Source organism: Granulicatella sp. WM01 (genome assembly GCF_004570605.1).
Classification (GTDB): Bacteria; Bacillota; Bacilli; order Lactobacillales; family Aerococcaceae; genus WM01.
Window position 1 is genome coordinate 1 of record NZ_SPPB01000102.1, and the last position, 2,809, is coordinate 2,809.

Annotated in this window: 4 protein-coding genes; all 4 read right to left on the reverse strand. The window is 32.8% G+C overall.

All coding sequences use genetic code 11. The annotated features are described in order from the left end of the window. The coding region (locus E4T68_RS10030; protein WP_370543847.1) for a putative holin-like toxin at positions 1–89 on the reverse strand (89 nt) is incomplete at its 3' end. A gap of 331 nt (positions 90–420) precedes the next feature. Next, positions 421–534: a putative holin-like toxin gene (locus E4T68_RS09855; RefSeq protein ID WP_228099294.1), complete on the reverse strand. Its 114-nt coding sequence runs from the start codon at positions 532–534 to the stop codon at positions 421–423. 328 nt (positions 535–862) lie between these two features. Next, positions 863–976 carry a putative holin-like toxin gene (locus E4T68_RS09860; RefSeq protein WP_228099294.1) on the reverse strand — a complete coding sequence of 38 codons (114 nt, stop codon included), beginning with the start codon at positions 974–976 and terminating at the stop codon, positions 863–865. A gap of 598 nt (positions 977–1,574) precedes the next feature. After that, positions 1,575–2,597 carry a branched-chain amino acid aminotransferase gene (locus E4T68_RS08610; protein ID WP_135126001.1) on the reverse strand — a complete coding sequence of 341 codons (1,023 nt, stop codon included), beginning with the start codon at positions 2,595–2,597 and terminating at the stop codon, positions 1,575–1,577. Positions 2,598–2,809: the final 212 nt, after the last annotated feature.

Below are 2,809 nucleotides of genomic sequence, written 5' to 3' on the forward strand. Positions count from 1 at the left end.
TATACAGCAATTGCAATCATTACACTAACTAATGAAACAATTAATATTCCAAAGTCAATGGCTAATTGCAGTGCTTCTGCTACTGACAATTATAGCTCCTCCTTTCCGTTAGATTTTGATGATTTGCACATAGGCATCACCTCTCTTTCAGAATTAGGAGCCACCGTCTTTACTTTTCTACTTGATTAGTGTATCACATATTATCCGATAATGCACGTATTATTTGTTTCTTTTTTAACATATTTAATAAATCTTTTTCTAATTCTACATTGCTCGTATATATTATTTTTTACATTTTGTAGAACCTATGTTATAATAACTGTAAAAGGGAACAAGCATAACTTGTTCCCCTGTAGAACCGTTTAAGACGGTGGCTCTTTGGGTTAAAAAATAACCGTTATCCGGCCAAAGATAAGACGGTTATTTTTTATTGTCTTTATTACAGTATACAGCAATTGCAATCATTACACTAACTAATGAAACAATTAATATTCCAAAGTCAATGGCTAATTGCAGTGCTTCTGCTACTGACAATTATAGCTCCTCCTTTCCGTTAGATTTTGATGATTTGCACATAGGCATCACCTCTCTTTCAGAATTAGGAGCCACCGTCTTTACTTTTCTACTTGATTAGTATATCACATATTATCCGATAATGCACGTATTAATTATTCTTTTTTTAATATATAATAAATAGTTTTCTAATTCTACATTGCTTGTACATATTATTTTTTGCATTTTGTAGAACCTATGCTATAATAACTGTAAAAGGGAACAAGTGTAACTCGTTCCCTGTAGAACCGTTTAAGACGGTGGCTCTTTGGGTTAAAAAATAACCGTTATCGGACCAAAGATAAGACGGTTATTTTTTATTGTCTTTATTACAGTATACGGCAATTGCAATCATTACACTAACTAATGAAACAATTAATATTCCAAAGTCAATGGCTAATTGCAGTGCTTCTGCTACTGACAATTATAGCTCCTCCTTTCCGTTAGATTTTGATGATTTGCCCATAGGCATCACCTCTCTTTCAGAATTAAGAGCCACCGTCTTTACTTTTCTACTTGATTAGTATATCACATATTATCCGATAATGCACGTATTATTTGTTTCTTTTTTAACATATTTAATAAATCATTTTCTAATTTTATATTGCTCATACATGTACTCTTCATACACGCATGCATATTATTTTTTCCCAGTTACTCTTTTGTTTATCTATTTTTCATACCAATATATTTTCACACATATCTTCATACTGTTTCATCAAAAATATATAGAAACTTTATTTTTCTGTGTTTTCCCAAATCAAACCATATGGATAAAGAGCTGATTTACTTTACTTAATTCTGTAAAAATAAGCGTGTTGGCAAACAAAAGAAGTTCACCAACACGATTTATTATACCTAAAAAATGAATAATTCAGCACACTTAAGGAACTAGGAAAAAACTAAAATTTTAGTATTTCGATTAAAATTTGAGAGATTGAAAACAGCTTATAATCAACGTTTTTTATAACGTCTTTATAAGCTGTTTTATATTTTTAAGACTTTTTCCCCAGTTCAATCAACTAATCAACTTTAACAATCCAGTTATCTGGTGCAGGCACATCTCCGTATTGGATACCTACCAATTCATCGTATAGACGTTGGGTTACTGGTCCTACTTCTGTTTCAGAGTAAAACACATGTAAATTATCGCCATTTTGAATACCACCAATAGGAGAAATAACGGCTGCTGTTCCGCACGCACCAGCTTCACTAAACTGATCTAGGGCATCAATATAAATATCTCCCTCTTCTACGTCTAGTCCTAAACGCTCTTTTGCCAAATAAAGCAATGAATATTTCGTAATACTTGGCAAAATAGACGGAGATTTAGGTGTCACAAATTTTTTACCGTCTTTTGTAATTCCAAAAAAGTTTGCTGCACCAATTTCTTCAATTTTAGTATGCGTTTGTGGATCTAAATAAACAGCATCACTATATCCAGCTTGTTTTGCTTCTTTACCAGCCTTATATCCTGATGCATAATTTCCACCTACTTTTACAGATCCCGTTCCACGTGGTGCTGCTCGATCATATTCTGTAACAATAAAACGAGTTGGTGTCAATCCACCTTTAAAATAAGCTCCTACTGGAACAACAAATACAGAAAAAATATATTCCGGAGCAGGTGCCACACCGATATTATCGCCTACACCAATAATATACGGTCGAATATACAAGCTACCTCCTGTTCCGTATGGTGGAATATACTCCTCGTTTGCTTTAACCGCCTGCTTAACGGCATCAACAAATTTATCAATAGGCACTTCTGGCATTAATAAACGTTGACAACTTTGCATTAAACGTTTTGCATTCTCATCTGGTCTAAACAAATTAATACTTCCATCTTTACAACGATACGCTTTTAACCCCTCAAAAGCAGTTTGCCCATAATGCAAAGCTGTTGAGCCCTCACTAATATACACCTTGTTATCTTCTGTCAATTGTCCATTATCCCATTGCCCATCTTTCCAATATGAAATATAGCGAAATGGTGTCTTTATATACGAAAATCCTAAATTTTTCCAATCAATCTCTACGCTCATGTCTTGTCCTCCAAAAATACGATATTTTCTATTTTAATCGTTTTATACAAGATAGTCAAACTATTTTTTAATCTTTTTTTAACTTTATCAATCGAATGTGATAATGTCTTAAAGTAATCGAATGACAAAATGTCCCAAAATGATAAACTAGAGATATGAAAAGGATAGAATTAACAGTGAATGAAATAAAAAAATATAACGTCATCAAAGCC

Excerpts from the sequence above, each read along its gene's own strand:
- E4T68_RS08610 (WP_135126001.1), bottom strand. The coding sequence starts at position 2,597 with ATGAGCGTAGAGATTGATTGGAAAAATTTAGGATTTTCGTATATAAAG.